Origin of the sequence: Dyella sp. 333MFSha (genome assembly GCF_900102405.1) — a bacterium.
In the GTDB taxonomy this organism is placed as follows: Bacteria; Pseudomonadota; Gammaproteobacteria; order Xanthomonadales; family Rhodanobacteraceae; genus Luteibacter; species Luteibacter mycovicinus.
Genome location: NZ_FNBR01000003.1, coordinates 12,099 through 29,099 on the forward strand (window position 1 = coordinate 12,099; position 17,001 = coordinate 29,099).

Genomic DNA, 17,001 nt, shown 5'->3' on the forward strand with positions numbered 1-17,001 from the left:
GCGCACAATGCGCCCTTAGCTTAGCCGACGCCACCGAAGCCGACTCCAGCCCGTCATGCCACTCATCGCCCTCGGGCTCAATCACCTCACCGCGCCGGTCAGCCTGCGCGAGCAGGTGGCATTCGACGCCACGGCGACGCCGGAGGCGCTCGATGAGCTTGTCCGGCAACCCGGCGTCGAAGAGGCGATGATCCTCTCCACCTGCAACCGCACCGAGCTGTATTGCAGCGTGACCGAGGGTTTCGAGGGCGTGCCCGGCCAGTGGCTGTCCCGACAGCATCGTCTGACCCCGCAACGGCTGGACGAGTTCCTCTACCGCCATGACGAACACGACGCGGTGCGCCACATGTTCCGGGTGGCGACCGGACTCGACTCCATGGTGCTGGGCGAGCCGCAGATCCTCGGCCAGGTCAAGGACGCCTACCAGCATGCGCGCACGGCCCAGTCGCTGCGCGCCCCGATGGAACGCCTGCTCCAGCACACCTTCGCAGTGGCCAAGCGGGTCCGGACGGACACCCGTATCGGTGCACACACGGTCTCGGTCGCCTACACGGCGGTGCGCCTGGCCGAACAGGTCTTCACGGATCTGCGTCAGGCCTGCGTCCTGCTGATCGGCGCGGGCGAGACGATCGAACTGGCGGCGCGCCATCTGACCGACAAGAAGGTGCGCCGGCTGATCGTGGCCAATCGCACCCTCGAGAACGCCCAGGAACTCGCCAGCCGCTACAGCGGCTATGCCATCTCCCTGGCCGACCTGCCCCGCCACCTCGCCGAGGCCGACATCGTGATCACCTCGACGGCCTCGCGGCTGCCGGTGGTGACGAAGGCAATGGTTACCGATGCCATCGCCGCCCGCCGCCGCCGTCCGATGTTCATGGTCGATATCGCCGTGCCACGCGATATCGAGGCGGAGGTGGCGCAGCTCGACGACGTGTACCTCTACGGCATCGACGACCTGAAGCAGGTCATCGACGAGAACCGCCGGTCCCGCGAAATGGCGGCCCGCGAAGCCGACGCCATCATCGACCTCCAGGTCGAACGCTACATGTCCTGGCGCCGCGCACTCACCCTGCGCAACCCTGCCGTGGACATGCGCCTCGCGGCCGAGACGCAGCGCGACGAAGTGCTGGCCAAGGCGCAGGCCATGCTGGCCAGAGGACGTCCCGCGGAAGAAGCCCTCGCGTTCCTGGCCAATACCCTGACCAACAAGCTGCTGCACGCACCCAGCGCACGCCTGCGCGATGCCGCCCTTTCAGGCGATCTGGACCTGCTTCACGCCGCCGGCCGGCTGTATGGACTGGACCCGGACGACGACGTTTCCGCATGATGTCGGGCTATAGCCCTCTGTCGTGCCTTTGATGACTCCCTCGATCCGCCGCAAACTCGAAGCCCTCGCCGAACGTCACGAGGAAGTCGGCCGCCTGCTCGCGCAGCCGGACGCCCTCGCCGACAACCAGCGCTTTCGCGATCTTTCAAGGGAATACGCCCAGCTCGAGCCTGTCGCCCTGTCCCTGCGGGAGCACGACGAGGCCCAGCGCGAGCTGGCCGAGACCCGCGCCATGCTCGACGATCCCGAGATGCGCGACATGGCCGCGGACGATATCGAGCGGATCGAGGGCCGCCTGACCGAGCTGGATGGCGAGCTGCAGATCCTCCTGCTGCCGAAGGACCCGCGTGACGAGGGCAATCTCTTTCTCGAAGTACGCGCCGGCACCGGTGGCGACGAGGCGGCGATCTTCGCCGGTGACCTTTTCCGCATGTACGCCCGCTATGCGGAGCGACAGCGCTGGCACGTCGAGATCCTCAGCGCGAACGACGGAGAGCATGGCGGGTACAAGGAAATCGTCGCCCGTATCGAGGGCCGCGGCGCCTACTCGAAGCTGAAGTTCGAATCGGGTACCCACCGCGTGCAGCGTGTGCCCGAAACCGAGTCGCAGGGCCGTATCCACACCTCGGCGGCGACCGTGGCGATCCTGCCCGAGCAGGACGATATCGACGAGATCGAAATCCGCGACGGCGACCTCAAGGTCGACACCTTCCGGGCCTCCGGTGCCGGTGGCCAGCATGTGAACAAGACGGACTCGGCCATCCGCATCACCCATCTGCCGACGGGGACGGTGGTCGAATGCCAGGACGAGCGCAGCCAGCACAAGAACCGCGCCCGGGCGATGAGCCTGCTCAAGGCCCGCCTTCTGGACGCGGAGCGGAGCAAGCAGAGTGCCGCGCAGGCCGAATCCCGCCGCCTGCAGGTCGGCTCGGGCGATCGCAGCCAGCGCATCCGCACCTATAACTTCCCGCAGGGACGGATCACCGATCACCGCATCAACCTCACGCTGTACCGGCTCACCGAGGTACTGCAGGGCGATATGGACGAGCTGGTCGACACGCTGACCCGCGAGGCGCAAGCCGACGAGTTGCAAAGTCTGACGGCGGGATGACATTTTCTGCCCCACAATCGGTCACCCTCCCCGCGTGGAACGAACCGATGGGCAAGAAAAAGAAGAAAGCCTACGAACACGACCTCGAAGCCCTGCAGATCGAACTGATCGGCCTGACCCGATGGCTGCGCCGCACCGGCAAACGCATGGTCGTCCTCTTCGAAGGCCGCGATGCCGCCGGCAAGGGCGGCACCATCAAGGCCATCACCGACAAGCTCGATACCCGCGCCGCGCGCGTCGTCGCCCTGGGCAAGCCGTCGCAGGACGAGCAGACCCAGTGGTACTTCCAGCGCTACGTGGCACACCTGCCATCGGCGGGCGAGCTGGTCCTGTTCGACCGCAGCTGGTACAACCGCGCCGTCGTCGAGCCGGTGATGGGCTTCTGCACCGACGAGCAGTACGACGCTTTCATGAAAGCCTGCCCGGCGTTCGAGAAACTGCTGACCGACGACGGCATCATCCTGCTCAAGTACTGGCTTTCCGTGGATCAGCAGGAGCAGGAGGAACGCTTCGCCGAGCGCGCGGAAGATCCGTTGAAACGCTGGAAGCTGTCACCTGTCGACCTCAAGGGACGGGAGAAATACGCCGAAACGGGCGACCTGCGTGACGCCATGATCCAGCACACGCACACGGCCGATGCGCCCTGGTTCGTGGCCGACTTCAACGATCAGAAAACCGGGCGGCTCAACCTGATCCGCCATCTGCTCGACCAGATCCCCGATCAGCTCGTGCCCAACGAGGAAATCGAGTTGCCGCCGCTGAAGGGCAAGCCGAAGAAGGACAAGGTCACCGCCAAGGCGGAAAAGGTGGCGAAGGTCTACTGACGCGCCGCCACGCGACGCACGGGCGCCCGTCGTGGCAGGCGCCCGGCGCGCGAGAGGCGCAGCCACTGCCGCATCGCGAGCAGGCCGCCCGCGGATTCGATCATCGCCGCGGGCACCCACATGATCACTCCTCCGATCAGCTGGCCCGTCAGGACGTTGAGCGTGAAGGCACGACCGCAGATCTCGAAGATCGGATAGAGATCGGTCTTCGAGAAGGTGACGATGGCGCCGGCGACGATCTGCGGCGTCATCGTGATTCCGGGCGACAACACGCGCCATCCGGGTGACATGCGGCCGGGTGGCTTCGGCCGGTGGTCGAGCACCAGCCACCAGTAGGCCAGCCCCGACAGCACCATCGACCAGTTCATCGCGCGGTAGATGCGCCAGTCCAGCATGGCGAGCGTCTGCATGTCGGGAATCAGCCAGACGACGATGAGCGCGACGAAAAGCAGTGTGACGACCGCCGGGTGCAGCAGTATCGCCGACAGTGCGCGCGATACCGGCGAACGCCCGGCGCGACGCAGCCGGATGCGCCACGCCGGCGGAAGGCCGGCCCGCAGCACCGTTCCCGGATAGGAGGCGATGATCAGCAAGGGCGCCAGATGATGGAGAAGCACTTGCTGGATGCGGTGCATGAAAAACTCGTGCTCCGCGAAGTAGTCGAAGTAGGTATGCAGCGCGACGTAGATCATCGCCATACCGAGCCAGAACGCCGCCTTGCGCGCCATCGACACCCGCAGTCGCCGGCACCCCGCCGCATACAGCAGCGCCGTCGCGACGAACACGATCACGAAGACCCAGGAGAACTCCCAGGGAACGATCCACTTCAGCGCGCCGGCGGCCACCGTCAGGCCGCGCGGCGACCGCGACGGGTACGGCGCCAGCCGTAGATCAGGCCGATGAGCGCAACCAGCCCCGGGACGAGCACGATGTTGATGAACTTCAGGCGCAGGCCCAGCGCGTCGATCTCGGCGTTGAGCTGGTGCTGCACGTCGCGCAGTTCCTTGCCGATCGCGAGCTTGCGCTGAAGATACTGCTCGACCTCGCGCCGCTGCTCCGCCGTGGCCGTGCCGCCGCTTCCGCCCTTGCTGGGCTGAAGCTCGGCCAGACGCCGCTGGGTATCGTAGAGCTCGTTCTCCAGCTCGCGTTTCTTGGTCAGGAACTTGCGGTCCGCCGCGGCCTGCAGCGCGCGGACCCGGGTGAACGGCCGCTGCGCATTGACCCGTCCACGAATGGACAGCAAGGCGGTGGACCCGCCAAGGTTGTCGACGATGTTCGAGACGAAGTCGCCGTTATTGGCAAACGGCGTCAGCTGCTGCTGCCCGAGCAACGGCTGCACGTCGATCCACAAGCGATCCGAAAGCAGGTCGGTGTCGGCGACGAGCACGATTTCGCCGGGACCGGCCGCCTGATCGAGGTGCCCCTTCCCCGTACGCTCGGGGAACGCCGTGTGGAAGGTGTCGCGCAGCCGCGCAGCCAGGACATAGCGCTCGTGACTGGGCTCGTAGTTTTCCATCAGCGTCGTCGGATCGTTCGCGGCATCGCGCACGCGCTGCGCGGCGACCACGGCCGCTTCGTCGGACGTCTGCACGAGCGGAATCAATCGCGCCTTCGTGTCCTGCGATAGCTCGAAGTGACCCGCCGTCGAGAAATTCACGCGCTGCAGGCTTGCCGTCACCACATCGTCGTGGTTGAGGTCCTGGGTCCCCAGGCCGAGCATCGCCGGATGGCCGATATTGTTGCCGTTGAGGTCGATCGTCAGCGCATGCGACCGGTCCAGCACGACCTGAGTCGGGTCGAAGACCACGCCCCAGGCCTCGAACAGACGATGCAGATCGGAATCGTGATCGTCCACCGTGCCCCGCGGATCGATCAGGGGCGCGCTGTCCATTTCCGAATCGGGATCGACGAAAACGACAAGGTGTCCGCCGCGCAGCACGTACTGGTCGATCGCATACTGCGCGTCGTCCGACAGGCGCTTGGGATGAACCAGCAGCAACACCTTGATCGACGGATCGATGTGGGTGAGTCCCTCAGGATCGATCGTCGTGACGTCGGCGATCTGGTCCAGCTGATGGAACAGTGTCCACGGCGCTTCGCCGATCACCGGATTGCCTTCCACCGGCAGCGAGCTCACCACCCCGAGTTTCGGCTTTTGCGGCATGCCAAGCTCATAGAGCAGTTTGGCGATGTCGTATTCGACGAACGATTCTCGCGCGGGGTCGAAGAACGGGATCGCCTGGGGCGGCACTTCGCCCGAGCCGTCCATGCCGACGAGGCCGAAGAACACGCGCTCGCCATTGCTGCCACCGGTGGCAGGCGTCAACCCGTAGCCTTCGGCAGCGTCTTCATCATCGGAATAAGGCACCGGGTCGATGACGCGGAACCTTACCCGGCCATGGGCGCGAACCGCGATCTCTCGCAGCATCTCCTGCACACGCTGCTCGTAGCTGCGCAACTGCGGAAGATCGCGCGTGGCGTGGTCGGAGAAATACAGCGTGACGGTCAGCGGCTTGCGCAGGGCATCGACGATCTGCAGCGTGCCCGGCGTCAGGGTGTAGATACGGTCGGCCGTGAGGTCGACGCGTGCCGTGCGCAACGACATCGAGCTGATCGCCACCGCCGCAAGGAAAAGCACGGCGATCGCCACCAGTGCCGCGCGCAGGCGCAACGAACGGGTGATCCTGAAGCGACGGGCCATCTCAGCGCGTCCTCTTCAGGTCGAGCACCACGACACTCGCGCCGAGCCAGGCGACGATGGTGGCGAAGAAGTACACCAGGTCGCGCAGATCGAGTACGCCGCGGGCGATGGCGTTGGCGTGTCGCGCCATGCTCAGCTGCCCCATGGCGCCGATCAGCTTCGGCGGCACCGAGTCCTGGAAAAAATCGAGCACCTGGGGCTGTCCGACCAGGAGCAGGAGGAAGCACACCGACGCGGTCAGGATGAACGCGATGATCTGGCTCCGGGTAGCGGTGGACATGCACGCCCCGATCGCGATGAACGCGCCGGCCATCAGCCAGCTGCCGACGTAGCCGGCGAGGATCACCCCGTTGTCGGGATCGCCGAGGTAATTCACCGTGATCCAGATCGGAAAGGTCAGGACCAGACAAATGCCGATGAAGGCCCAGGCGGCCAGGAACTTGCCCAGCACGGCCTGCGAAATCGAGACCGGCAGCGAGAACAGCAGTTCGAGCGTACCGGACGCCCGCTCCTCGGCCCACATCGACATGGTCACGGCGGGCACCAGCACGAGGTACAGCCAGGGATGCATGTCGAAGAAAGGCTGCAGGTCGGCCAGCCCGCGATCGTAGAAATCGCCGCTGTAAAACGTCAGCGTACCGGCCAGCACGAGGAAGATGACCATGAAGACGTAGGCCACCGGCGTGACGAAATAGCCCCACAACTCGCGGCGCGCGATGGCGGTGACAGCGCTCATGCGTGACCTCCGCGCGGCTGCGTCGTGATCTGCCGGAAGACTTCGTCCAGCCTTCCCTGCTCCAGCTGAATCTCCGAAACCCGCAGATTCTGCGTGCGAAGGAGCGCCTGCACCTCGTCGAGGATCGGCTGCCCCGGTTTCGGGAACACGGTGACCCGCCCATCCAGCGGATCCACTTCCACCATCGACACGCCCGGAATGCGCGCAAGCATCTCGCGGGACACCGCACTGCCCTGCGCGCTGAAGGAAACGGCACCGTGATACCGCGAGCGCGCCTCCAGCTCGGCCGGTGTCGCGTCGGCGAGGAGCTTGCCGTTGGCGATGATCGCGACGCGATTGCACAAAGCGTGCACCTCTTCGAGCAGATGCGTGGAAATCAGGATGGTGCGCTCCCGCGCCATGGCATCGATGAGCATGCGCACGGAATGCTTCTGGTTGGGATCCAGGCCGTCCGTCGGTTCGTCGAGCATCAGTACCGGAGGATCGTGCAGGATCGCCTGCGCGAGGCCGACCCGGCGACGCAGGCCCTTGGACAGGGTACCGATGGTCTGCTCCAGCACGTCTTCCAGTTCGAGACGGGCGACGACCTCATCGAAGCGCCGATACGCGATGTCGCGGTCCAGGCCACGAACCCTGACGATGAACGTAAGGAACTCACGGACCGTCATCTCGCCATAGCTGGGCGCACCCTCCGGCAGGTAGCCCAGGGCGCGCTTGGCCGACAGGGGCTCCTTGCGGACGTCGTGGCCACAGACGCGGGCGGTGCCGGACGTCGGAGTGAGGAACCCCGCGATCATGCGCATGGCCGTGGACTTCCCGGCGCCATTGGGGCCGAGCAGCCCCAGCACCTGGCCCGGTTCGGCACGCAGGGAAAGGGCATCCACCGCGATCAGCGGGCCATAGCAACGGGTCAGTCGGTCGGTCTCGATCATTGACGACAATTAACGCATAAAAAAGCCCCGGGGTTACCGGGGCTCTTCGTGTCGCATGGCTTACGAGGCTTACTGGGCCATCGTCGGCGCGGTGCCCGCTTCGGCCGGAGCCGCAGCGGTACCCGCCGGAGCGGGGGCGGAGGACGAGCCGGCCGGAGCCGATTCTTCCAGGCCCGGCTGCTTCAGGCCGGCTTCCTGTTCCGGAGTCTGCTCCGGAATGTTGTCGCCCTGCAGCGGCAGGTAGATCTCGAACTTCTGCTCGTCGTAACCCTCGATCGTACCGTGGTTGTTGGTCGGCGCCTTCACCTGGATGTCGTAGGGACGGAAGGTGACGTCGTCGAACTTGTAACCATGGGTCTGCGAGTAGGCTTCGAGCATCTGACGCGTCTGCGGCAGGCCGGCACCGGTGCCGTTCCACTCCGCCTTGAGCGCCTTGCCACCGAAGGCGAGAACAGCCTTGACGTTGCCGTCGACGATCACGCGGCCGAGCTTGTCCTTGCTACCCGGCGCGGCCGAATCGGCAGCGGCCGGAGCGGCGGCCGTCGAGGCGGCAGCCGGAGCGGCGGCGTCGAGCGAAGGACGCTGGGCGGCCGTCAGTTCGACGTCCTGACCATTGATCTTCAGCGTGGTGGCGTCGATCTCGGCGGCGACGTCGAACGTATAGTTCTGGTCGCCCCAGTTCGTGGTGAAGGTGATGCGCGGGCTGACGATGTTCACGCCCAGCTTCTTCGCCGCGGCCTGAAGTTCGCCCCAGGCCTTGTCCGACGCGGTATCGACGTCGTCGAGGGTGCGCGGAGCCGTGGTCGACACGAAGAGGATCGGCTTGGCCGGCTGGTCGGCGATGGCCGGAACCATCTTGCTGTAGTCGATGTTCGGGATCGCAGCCATCAGGTTCTGAAGGTTGGACAGGCTGAACTGAATCAGCGCGTCCGGATCGCCGTGGATATAGAGGTTGGAGAAGCGGTTGACCAGGTTGAAGCCGTAGTCGACGTCGTAAGCCCACTTGACCTTGACGAGCTTCTGGCTGCGGCCGGTACGCTCGAGGTTGATGGTGAACTTCTTGTCGCTACCGCGCCAGGCGTTGTCCACGTTCCAGACAATGGTGCCCTTGCCGGCATCGGAGATCTTGGAGAAATCCGGGTCGATCGAGGCGATCTCGAGCGAGCCGTCACCGACCTTCTTGTCGTCGGCCTTCCAGGCAATCTTGGCACCCGGACCGTAGGCCTTGCCCGAAAGCTCGAACTGGACCTTGGGATCGAAGGAGCGAAGGACGGTGTAGTCAGGGAAACGACGGAAGTTGCTAAAAACGTCGTAAACCTGGCGCAAGTCCTTGCTGATCAGCATTTCGCGCTCGACGTGTCCGGCCGAGGGCATAGCCAGCCCGACAACGACGCCCAATACGGCGACGATGACGAGGGCAACGATAAATTCTAACAGACGCGTCATTCCACGGTTCTCCGAACGTCTTACGAACAGGCTCCGCACACGGCCATGGACGCCGCATGGTCACCCCTGAAGAATCGGCCGTGGCTTGGGGTTCGCCAGCGCCGAAAGAGCCGATGGTAGCTGCTCACGACAGGGAACGCCATTGGGTCCCCTGCCCTTTTTCGCAAGCCTGCACAAGCGGATTTTCGGCCGGAAGCTCCCGGACGATGCCGCCCGGTCGAGCCGGGCTCAGACGATCCCGAGTTCCAGCGCCTTCAAGACGGCGCGCGTGCGGTCCCGCACGCCCAGTTTGGAAAGGATGTTGGACACATGGTTTTTCACCGTCCCCTCGGCGACGCGCAGGGAATTGGCGATTTCCTTGTTGCTGTAGCCGCCCGACAGCAGCCGCAGGATCTCGGTCTCGCGTTCGGTCAGCGGATCCGGCTGCTCCAGGCTGGAAAACTGGTTCTGGATGCGACCGACGCCGGCCAGCAGGCGCTGGGTGACCATGGGCGCCACCAGCGAACCGCCGGCGGAAACGGTGCGTACGGCCTCGACGAGCTGATCGAGCGACACGTCTTTCAACAGATACCCACGGGCACCGGCTTTCAGGCCGGACAACACCAGCTGGTCGTCGTCAAAGGTAGTCAGGATGATCGTCGGCGGGAGTTCATTGCGACCGCCCAGGGTCTGCAGGACCTCCAGGCCGCTCATGTTGGGCATGCGCAGATCGAGCAGGACCACGTCCGGCCGTACCTGGGGGATCGTCTGCACCGCCTGGGCGCCGTCGGCGCATTCCGCCACGACGCGGATATCGCCGGCGAGGTCCAGCAAGGAGCGGATGCCCTGGCGCACCAGGTTCTGATCGTCAACGAGGCAGACGGAAATCATGGGTGGTCCTCGGAAGGAACGGAAAGTGTGGCACGCGGGAGGGCCTCGGCGTCATCCGTGACCTCCAGCGTGTGACGAGCCGGGGCGTGGGCCAGCGTGGGCTCCTCACCCAGTGGCAGGCGGGCGGTCAGGGCGAATCCGCCCTGCATCCCGCCCCCGAAGGTGACCGTCCCGCCGAACTCGGCGAGACGTTCGCGCATGCCGTTCAGGCCGTTGCCCGGGTGGAACTGGGTACTGCCACGACCGTCGTCGCGCGCGTCCAGACAGAGTTCGTCCGGCCCGGTATGACGGAAGGTCAGCCAGAGATTGCGAGCGTTGGCGTGACGGACCGTATTGGTGAGGATCTCCTGGGCGCAACGCAACAGCATCTGCGCCCGACGCGGATCCTCCACGCCGAAACGCGGCGGGACGCTCAGGTGCACGGCCAGCCCAGGCACGCCTTCCGTGAGACTGCGCAGGGCCTGGGTGAGATCGATGGCGTCGTCCTGACGCAACTCGCTGACCACCTCGCGCACGTCCGCCAACAGCTGCTTGGCGGTTTTCTGCGCCTTCAGCACATGTTCGCGGGCCGTGTCGTTGGTGAGATGACTCGCGACCTCGAGATTCAGGCTGAGCGCCGTGAGGTGGTGACCGACCAGATCGTGCAGGTCGCGCGCGATGCGCATGCGCTCGGCGATGCGGGTCGACTCAGCCAGCAGCGCGCGGGTCGCGCGCAGTTCCGCGTTCAGATGACGCAGTTCCTCGCGCTCGTCCGCCTGCTGGCTGGCGATCAGCGAGGCGATGAACATCAGGGCCGAGAATCCGAAATAAAGGACCGCCTGCATCACCGAGGCGACCAGCGACCAGCCGACCGCGGCATAGAACAGGGGTATCAGGGCGACGTGCGCCAGCACCATCCAGGCCATCGCCAGGGGCAGGCTGATGATCCAGGGAACCACGGCGGCGACGATCACCAGCAGGAGCGCACTGACGCCGCTCTTGCTCAGCCCGCCCACGGCGAGCGCGGTGCCGGTCAGGATCAGCAGGACGGCGACACGCGTGAAACCGTCCACGCGCGAGCCCAGCTGGCGGGTCAGGAGCCAGTAGACGACGCCGAAGACGAGGTAACACGCGATCCAGGCCAGCAAGGCCATGTCGCCGATCTGGCCTGGCTGGTTACCGGCGCGCTGGATCGACAACGGGAGGCCCGCGCAGAGGTAGGCCAGATAGGTGGCGTACCGCAGCAGCCGGACGTGATTGAACTGAAGCTTGGACATGGCCTCATCATAGGGCCTTGCGCGCCGCCCACCACCTGATAGAAGTCACGCTCCGGCGGGCGGCAAGCGTTGGCTTTACAACGGTTTTACATCCGCGTCGCGCTCCCCGGCGAGTCACGGGCATGCCATAATGCCGCGCATTCGGCGGCCTGGGGGTCGCTTTCCAAGAACACTCAAGCGGAGCAACGAATGGCCCTTGCCATCCGCGACGTGCGCGAGCACGACCTGGATGCCGTGCTCGCACTCAATAACGAGGCAGGCACCGGCATTCTCGCCACGGACATCTCCCGCCTGCGCTACCTGTACGACATCGCGCATTACTTTCGCGTGGCCGAACAGGACGGCCGCATCCTCGGCTTCCTGATCGCCATGCGCCAGGACGCCGACTACACCAGCCCCAATTTCCGCTGGTTCCAGGCCCATTACGAAAGCTTCGTGTATATCGATCGCATCGTGATCGCATCCGAATCGCGCGGACATGGTCTGGGCCGCATTTTCTACTGCGATGTACAAAGTTATGCCGAGGTACGTGTGCCGCTTTTGACCTGCGAAGTCTTCCTTGAACCCCGCGACGACCAGACCGTGCTGTTCCACGGCACCATGGGCTTCCAGGAAGTCGGTCAGCAAAAAATGGGAGAGACCGGCCCGAAGGTGAGCCTGCTCGCCCGTGAACTGCCCAGTTTCCCGTTCGTGCGCGAGCGGTACCTCGAGCAGGACGGCCTGCCCGCCGTCGCATGGCTGGGTGAGCGGAAACGCCCGGCGGATGACGCAGGGGTGCGCGCATGAACGCCCGCGCCGAATCCCTCGAAGCCGCCTGCGACCTCCGCTTCGGCCAGGTCGGTATCGCCTGCGTGCGCCTGCGCCGCGTCGATGCCGCCGCGCTGGTCGAAGAACTCGAACGCCGCGTCCGCTCCGCGCCGCAGATGTTCAACCGCGCCGCCGTGGTCCTCGACCTCTCACACCTGCCGAAGCTGCCGGACGACGGCATGGTCGACGCGCTGCTCGAAGCCATCCGCAGCGCGGGCATGCTGCCCGTCGGCATTGCTTATGGGACGGCGGAGACCGAAGCGCTCGCCGAGCGCATGAATCTCCCGCTTATCGCCAAGTTCCGTGCCCAGTACGAACCCGCGTCGGGCGATGCCGCCGTGCAGGTCGCGCCGCCCGCACCGGGCCGCGCCGAACCGGCCCGCGCTCCGCTGGATAACGACGAAGACGCCGGCGGCGCCACGACAGCCCAGCACCACATCGGCAGCGCCGTGCGCTCCGGCCAGCAGATATACGCCCGCGACCGCGATCTCGTGGTCATGGCTGCCGTCGCCAATGGCGCGGAAGTCATCGCCGATGGTTCCATCCATGTCTACGGCAGCCTGCGCGGCCGTGCCATGGCCGGGGCACAGGGCGACGAGTCGGCACGCATCTTCTGCTCGGATTTCCGTGCCGAGCTGGTGGCTATCGCCGGTCACTACCGCGTGTTTGAAGACATGCCCAAAGAATTCGAGGGCCAGGCCGTCCAGTGCTGGCTCGACAGTGGAAAACTCATGGTCGCACGGCTCTGATGCCGTCCGTCGCAGCAACACTCGGAGACATCTCTTGACAGAAATTATCGTCGTCACCTCCGGCAAGGGCGGAGTCGGCAAGACCACCACCAGCGCCTCCCTCGCCACCGGCCTCGCCATGCAGGGCAAGAAAGTCGCCGTCATCGACTTCGACGTCGGCTTGCGCAATCTCGACCTGATCATGGGCTGCGAGCGGCGCGTGGTTTACGACTTCGTCAATGTCGTGCACGGCGAAGCCACGCTCAAGCAGTCGCTGATCAAGGACAAGCGCCACGAAAACCTCTTCGTGCTCGCCGCCTCGCAGACGCGCGACAAGGACGCCCTGACCCAGGAAGGCGTGGAAAAGGTCCTCGACGAACTTACGAAGGAAAACTTCGACTTCGTCGTCTGCGACTCCCCCGCCGGCATCGAAAAGGGCGCGCACCTGGCGATGTACTTCGCCGACCATGCGGTCGTCGTCGTCAATCCGGAAGTCTCCTCGGTCCGCGACTCCGACCGCATTCTCGGCCTGCTTTCGAGCAAGACCCGTCGTGCGGAAAAGGGCGAGGCACCGATCAAACAGCACCTCCTGCTCACGCGCTACAACCCGAACCGGGTCGAGGCCGGCGAGATGCTCAGCGTCAAGGACGTCGAGGAAATCCTCGGGATCAACGTCGTCGGTGTCATCCCGGAATCGGAGAACGTACTCGCCGCGTCCAACGCGGGCGTGCCGGTCATCCTGGATGACAACTCGAACGCCGGTGCGGCCTATAAGGACACCGTCGCGCGCATTCTGGGCGAAGAGCGTCCGCTTCGCTTCCTCGAGCCGGTCAAGAAGGGCTTCCTCAAGCGCGTGTTCGGAGGCTGAGCATGGGTATCCTCGATTTCCTGAAGCGTAAACCCGAACCGAGCGCCGGCGTCGCCAAAGAGCGTCTGCGCATCATCGTCGCCCAGGAGCGCTCGACGCGCGGCGGTCCCGACTACCTGCCGCTGCTGCGTAACGAGCTGCTCGAAGTGATCCGCAAGTACGTCAACGTCGACGTCGAGGCAGTCAACGTGACGCTCGAACGTGACAGCGGCCACGAAGTACTCGAACTCTCCGTCGCCTTGCCGGACGGCAAGTCCGCGATATGAGTCCGGCCGATCCCGCCGACGCGGTTCTCCGCGTCGGCGACATCGGTTTCGACGAACCGCGGCAGCTGCTCAAAGGTTTCGGCCTCAGCCTCGTCGAGGTCTCCACTGGCGAAACCATACCGGGCAGTTACTGGGGCGACACCGAAGCCGGCATCATCGGCACGACGGTCTACGCGCGCACCGACACCCCGGTCCACTCCCTGCTCCACGAAGCCTGCCACCTCATCGTGCTGCCGGAGGACAAGCGTGCGCTCGTTCACACCGATGCGACGGATTCCATCGAGGAGGAGGATGCCACCTGCTACCTGCAGATCGTGCTCGGCGGACACCTTCCCTCGGTAGGCAGTGCACGCATCATGGAAGACATGGACCGCTGGGGTTACACCTATCGTCTGGGCTCCACGCGAGCCTGGTTCGAGCAGGACGCGCCTGAGGCGCGCGCGTTTCTTCGTGAACGCGGACTGCCTGTCGGCTGACTTGCACAAACCAGGCGTTTTTTTCAGATTTATCCGATTCTAAAGACGGATCGGCTCCCTTAGCCTTGGATCAGGCATCGCCCGACGTTGCCGCGGAGACATCCGTGGGCGTCGAGGTGCGTGAGCCTGTCGGCAATGGAGAAAAACGATGAAGTATGTCATCCCTGGTCCACGGGAGAATCCCCCCGCTCGCGGCAACACGGGCGGCGTCGGCACCGCTACGTCGTCTTACGGTGGCGATATCGTAAAAAGAATCGACCGTCTGGAAACCGACAGCCAGTTCATTCGCCGCGACCTGGATGAGATCCGGGGCGACACGCGCGCCATCAAGGACCAGCTACATTCAATGGATAAGAGACTCACCGTCATCGAACACTCCAGCGACGCGGGATTCCGATCCATCTGCCAAAAAATGGATGCGGGCTTCGCTGCTGTCGATCAGAAGTTCGCTGCCGTCTACCAGAAAATGGATGCGCGCTTCGCTGCTGTCGATCAGAAGTTCGCTGCCGTCTACCAGAAAATGGATGCGGGCTTCGCTGCTGTCGATCAGCAGTTCGCTGCCGTCTACCAGAAAATGGACGCGGGCTTCGCTGCCGTCGACCAGAAAATGGACGCGGGTTTCGCCGCTGTCTACCAGAAAATGGATGCCAACTTTTCATCCATCCACCAGACACTGTCAACGGTCCCGACGAAGCTTCAGCTGGCGCTGATGGCTCTCGCCGGCCTCGCGATGATCCTGGGCTCGGCTTTCGCCGTCGTCGCCGCATTGTTGAGGTCCACAGGCCATGCGGAAGTCGCGAATGTGCTGGACGCGGCACGAGGCTGAAAGTGCTACCCCCCCCTATCTTGCCGCCGGACCGATACTCAACCCGGTTCGTTGCGCTCGATCTGCGAAACCACGCCCGACGCCGCCCCGGCCTTCGCACGCGCCAGGCGGCGGCGCTCCAGCGACACGTACCACAGCCACGCCGCGAGACCGATCAGGCAGATCGTTGTGGCGCCGATGGCAAGAGTCAGCATGTTGTCGGACAGCGCCGGCGAAAGCACGCCGGCCACGAGAGCCGTGAGGATCAGACTGCCGAACGCCTGGACCGATGACACGCCGCCGCGCTGCTCCGGAAAACGGTCCAGCAACAACAACGTCAGCGTCGGGAAGGCCAACTGGACCCCGCACCCATACAGAGCCAGCGGCAGCGTCGACCACGGCACCCGTGGGTGATCCAGCGTCACCGCCAGGATCAGATTGAACGCGCACGACGACAGCATCGACGCATAGCCCCAGGACACCGTGCGGGCCGCACTGGCCCTTCCCGCCACCCGGCCTGAAATGAAGGCACCGGCGACCATACCGCTGACCACCGGCACGAACAGCCACGGAAACCCGCTCGCGCCCAGACCCAGCAGGTCGCGAATCAGATGCGGCGCCGACGCGATATAGAGAAACAAACCGGAGAAATTGACCGACGCCGCGATCGCCAGTGGCCAGAACGGCAGGTCGCTGAGGATCGCCCTATAGCCGCGCAACAGCGGTCGCGGACGAAATACCGTGCGATGCGCAGGCGGATGCGACTCGACCAGGAAATACGAGACGCCCAGGGTCAGCAACGTCGTGAAGCCGGTCAGCGCCCAGAAGATGCCGCGCCAGCCATCGATGCCCAGCAGCCACGCGCCGACGATAGGCGCGATGGCCGGCGCCACGCCGAAGATCATCATCACCTTGGACATCATGCGCTGGGCTTCTTCGCCGTGCATGGTGTCACGCACGACGGCCCGACCCACGACGATGCCGGCGCCGCCGCAAAGACCCTGCAGGATGCGGCAACCCAGCAGGAAGCTGAAGCTCGGCGCCAGGGCCGCACCGACGGACGCCACGGTGTAGACAGCCATCGCGATGACGATCACGGGCTTACGGCCATAGGCGTCCGACAACGCGCCGTGGAACAGACTCATGACCGCATATGCCAGCAGGTAGACGCTCAGCAACTGCTGGAGAGCGACGGCGCCCACCCCGAAGTCGCGGCCGATGTCCGGGAAGCCCGGAAAGATCGCATCGATCGAGAACGGCCCGATCATCGACAGAGCGGCCAGCAGAAACGGCAGGTAGCGCCTCGGGTCGCGCGTCGCGGAGGTCATGGGAGCGGCCATGGCGTTCAGGGGAACGATCAGTATAGCGGCAAGGCTTCGATCCCCTCGCCCGGCTCACCGCAAAGCCCCATAATCGAACCGCCACATCGCATCGAGGGTCACATGGGCTATAGCGGATTTCTTGCTGTGGGGATCGGCGGCGCCGTGGGCAGCCTGCTGCGCTGGTGGCTGGCCGTGGCGCTCAATGCCCTCGTTCCCAACATCCCGCTCGGGACGCTTTGCGCCAATCTGGCCGGCGGCCTGCTGATGGGCGTCACGCTCGGCGTGTTCGACCACTTCCAGACGTTGCCGGTTGAACTACGTCTGCTCATCGCCACCGGCTTTCTCGGCGGGCTCACCACGTTCTCGACGTTCTCGGCGGAATCCACCGGGTTGCTGCTGCGGCAGCAATACGCCTGGTTCGCCGCGCATGTCGCACTGCACCTCATAGGTTCGATCGGAATGACGGTTGCCGGGCTGACGATTGCCCGCGGAGTGCTTCGCCACGTTTGACGAGGATCCAAAGGAG

At 65.0% G+C, this 17,001-nt stretch carries 18 protein-coding genes; 10 read left to right on the top strand and 8 right to left on the bottom strand.

Annotated elements, in window-relative coordinates; all coding sequences use genetic code 11:
* Positions 1-55 precede the first annotated feature (55 nt).
* From hemA to ppk2, 3 genes are read left to right on the top strand one after another with little or no spacing between them, the layout of a single operon-like run.
* The gene (hemA, locus tag BLT40_RS13405; RefSeq protein ID WP_036115550.1) at positions 56-1,327 is read left to right on the top strand and encodes a glutamyl-tRNA reductase; all 1,272 of its coding nucleotides are present in this window, start codon (positions 56-58) and stop codon (positions 1,325-1,327) included.
* Positions 1,328-1,358: 31 nt separating this feature from the next.
* Complete coding sequence (gene prfA, locus BLT40_RS13410) at positions 1,359-2,438, top strand: peptide chain release factor 1 (RefSeq protein ID WP_090353998.1); 1,080 nt, start codon at positions 1,359-1,361, stop codon at positions 2,436-2,438.
* A 47-nt stretch (positions 2,439-2,485) separates the two neighbouring features.
* The gene (gene ppk2 / locus BLT40_RS13415; protein ID WP_079522482.1) at positions 2,486-3,262 is read left to right on the top strand and encodes a polyphosphate kinase 2; all 777 of its coding nucleotides are present in this window, start codon (positions 2,486-2,488) and stop codon (positions 3,260-3,262) included.
* Here ppk2 and BLT40_RS13420 read toward each other — a convergent pair.
* The 7 genes from BLT40_RS13420 to BLT40_RS13450 all read right to left on the bottom strand — a co-directional run bounded on the left by BLT40_RS13420 (position 3,256) and on the right by BLT40_RS13450 (position 11,203).
* Entirely contained in the window at positions 3,256-4,107 is an 852-nt protein-coding gene (locus BLT40_RS13420) for a cytochrome c oxidase assembly protein (protein ID WP_079522481.1), read from the bottom strand. The genes ppk2 and BLT40_RS13420 overlap by 7 nt on opposite strands.
* A gap of 2 nt (positions 4,108-4,109) precedes the next feature.
* Positions 4,110-5,963, bottom strand: coding sequence for a GldG family protein (locus tag BLT40_RS13425; RefSeq protein ID WP_079522480.1), 1,854 nt, complete (start codon positions 5,961-5,963; stop codon positions 4,110-4,112).
* A 1-nt stretch (position 5,964) separates the two neighbouring features.
* The gene (locus BLT40_RS13430) at positions 5,965-6,699 is read right to left on the bottom strand and encodes an ABC transporter permease subunit (RefSeq protein WP_090354000.1); all 735 of its coding nucleotides are present in this window, start codon (positions 6,697-6,699) and stop codon (positions 5,965-5,967) included.
* Positions 6,696-7,631 carry an ABC transporter ATP-binding protein gene (locus BLT40_RS13435; RefSeq protein ID WP_036115569.1) on the bottom strand — a complete coding sequence of 312 codons (936 nt, stop codon included), beginning with the start codon at positions 7,629-7,631 and terminating at the stop codon, positions 6,696-6,698. Before BLT40_RS13435 ends, BLT40_RS13430 begins: the two co-directional genes overlap by 4 nt.
* Before the next feature lie 69 nt (positions 7,632-7,700).
* A complete protein-coding gene (locus tag BLT40_RS13440; RefSeq protein ID WP_079522478.1) occupies positions 7,701-9,077 on the bottom strand; it encodes an SRPBCC family protein in 1,377 nt (458 codons plus the stop codon).
* 228 nt (positions 9,078-9,305) lie between these two features.
* Positions 9,306-9,947, bottom strand: coding sequence for a response regulator (locus BLT40_RS13445; protein ID WP_036115573.1), 642 nt, complete (start codon positions 9,945-9,947; stop codon positions 9,306-9,308).
* The gene (locus BLT40_RS13450) at positions 9,944-11,203 is read right to left on the bottom strand and encodes a sensor histidine kinase (RefSeq protein ID WP_079522477.1); all 1,260 of its coding nucleotides are present in this window, start codon (positions 11,201-11,203) and stop codon (positions 9,944-9,946) included. The genes BLT40_RS13445 and BLT40_RS13450 overlap by 4 nt, the downstream gene beginning before the upstream one ends.
* 189 nt (positions 11,204-11,392) lie before the next feature.
* Between BLT40_RS13450 and BLT40_RS13455 the strand changes: the two genes are divergently transcribed.
* The 6 genes from BLT40_RS13455 (at position 11,393) to BLT40_RS13480 (ending at position 15,174) form a co-directional block, all read left to right on the top strand.
* A complete protein-coding gene (locus BLT40_RS13455) occupies positions 11,393-11,989 on the top strand; it encodes a GNAT family N-acetyltransferase (protein ID WP_079522476.1) in 597 nt (198 codons plus the stop codon).
* Positions 11,986-12,759 (top strand): septum site-determining protein MinC, encoded by a 774-nt coding sequence (gene minC, locus BLT40_RS13460; protein WP_079522475.1) that lies wholly within the window; start codon positions 11,986-11,988, stop codon positions 12,757-12,759. The genes BLT40_RS13455 and minC overlap by 4 nt, the downstream gene beginning before the upstream one ends.
* Positions 12,760-12,793: 34 nt before the next feature.
* On the top strand, positions 12,794-13,606 hold the full coding sequence (gene minD / locus BLT40_RS13465) for a septum site-determining protein MinD (RefSeq protein WP_036115578.1): 813 nt from the start codon (positions 12,794-12,796) through the stop codon (positions 13,604-13,606).
* A 2-nt stretch (positions 13,607-13,608) separates the two neighbouring features.
* On the top strand, positions 13,609-13,872 hold the full coding sequence (minE, locus tag BLT40_RS13470) for a cell division topological specificity factor MinE (protein ID WP_036115579.1): 264 nt from the start codon (positions 13,609-13,611) through the stop codon (positions 13,870-13,872).
* Positions 13,869-14,348 (top strand): hypothetical protein, encoded by a 480-nt coding sequence (locus BLT40_RS13475; protein ID WP_079522474.1) that lies wholly within the window; start codon positions 13,869-13,871, stop codon positions 14,346-14,348. Before minE ends, BLT40_RS13475 begins: the two co-directional genes overlap by 4 nt.
* Positions 14,349-14,496: 148 nt before the next feature.
* Positions 14,497-15,174 (top strand): hypothetical protein, encoded by a 678-nt coding sequence (locus tag BLT40_RS13480; protein WP_079522473.1) that lies wholly within the window; start codon positions 14,497-14,499, stop codon positions 15,172-15,174.
* Between the two features lie 38 nt (positions 15,175-15,212).
* Here the strand turns inward: BLT40_RS13480 and BLT40_RS13485 are convergent, their stop codons facing one another.
* A complete protein-coding gene (locus BLT40_RS13485) occupies positions 15,213-16,481 on the bottom strand; it encodes a multidrug effflux MFS transporter (protein WP_090354552.1) in 1,269 nt (422 codons plus the stop codon).
* Positions 16,482-16,595: 114 nt separating this feature from the next.
* Between BLT40_RS13485 and crcB the strand changes: the two genes are divergently transcribed.
* Complete coding sequence (crcB, locus tag BLT40_RS13490; RefSeq protein ID WP_079522472.1) at positions 16,596-16,985, top strand: fluoride efflux transporter CrcB; 390 nt, start codon at positions 16,596-16,598, stop codon at positions 16,983-16,985.
* Positions 16,986-17,001 lie beyond the last annotated feature (16 nt).